This is a genomic window from Streptomyces nogalater, from assembly GCF_039532885.1.
Classification (GTDB): domain Bacteria; phylum Actinomycetota; class Actinomycetes; order Streptomycetales; family Streptomycetaceae; genus Streptomyces; species Streptomyces nogalater.
The window spans coordinates 1-511 of record NZ_BAAASM010000080.1; the positions used below are offsets into that span (position 1 = coordinate 1).

Consider the following 511-nt stretch of genomic DNA (forward strand, 5'->3'; position numbering starts at 1 on the left):
CGAAACGGACCGTCCCACGGATCTGCTCCGCCCAATACCCCGCCGTCACCAGATCATCCCCGGCCGCCACCGCACCCGTCAGCGTCGACACCACAGGAATACGAGGCTCCTGGAACCGCACCGAACCGGCAACCGCACGAAACTCCTCCAACACCGGCTCCATCAACGGCGAATGAAACGCATGCGAAACAGCCAACCGCTTCACCCTGCGCCCCAACCCCCGCAACCGCTCCACCACACCCTCAACAGCCCCCTCATCCCCCGACACCACCACCGACCGAGGACCATTCACCGCAGCGATCCCCACCCGACCCGCCAACAGCGGCACCACCTCACCCTCCGACGCCTCCACAGCCACCATCGCCCCACCACCCGGCAGAGCCTGCATCAACTCCGCACGCACACACACCAACCGCGCCGCATCCTCCAACGACAACACCCCCGCCACATGCGCCGCAGCCAACTCACCCACCGAATGCCCCACCACCACATCCGGCCGCACACCCCACGA

At 66.9% G+C, this 511-nt stretch carries 1 protein-coding gene; it reads right to left on the minus strand.

The annotated features are described in order from the left end of the window. A partial coding sequence (locus ABD350_RS37445; RefSeq protein WP_344353870.1) for an acyltransferase domain-containing protein occupies nucleotides 1-511 on the minus strand: 511 nt, incomplete at both ends.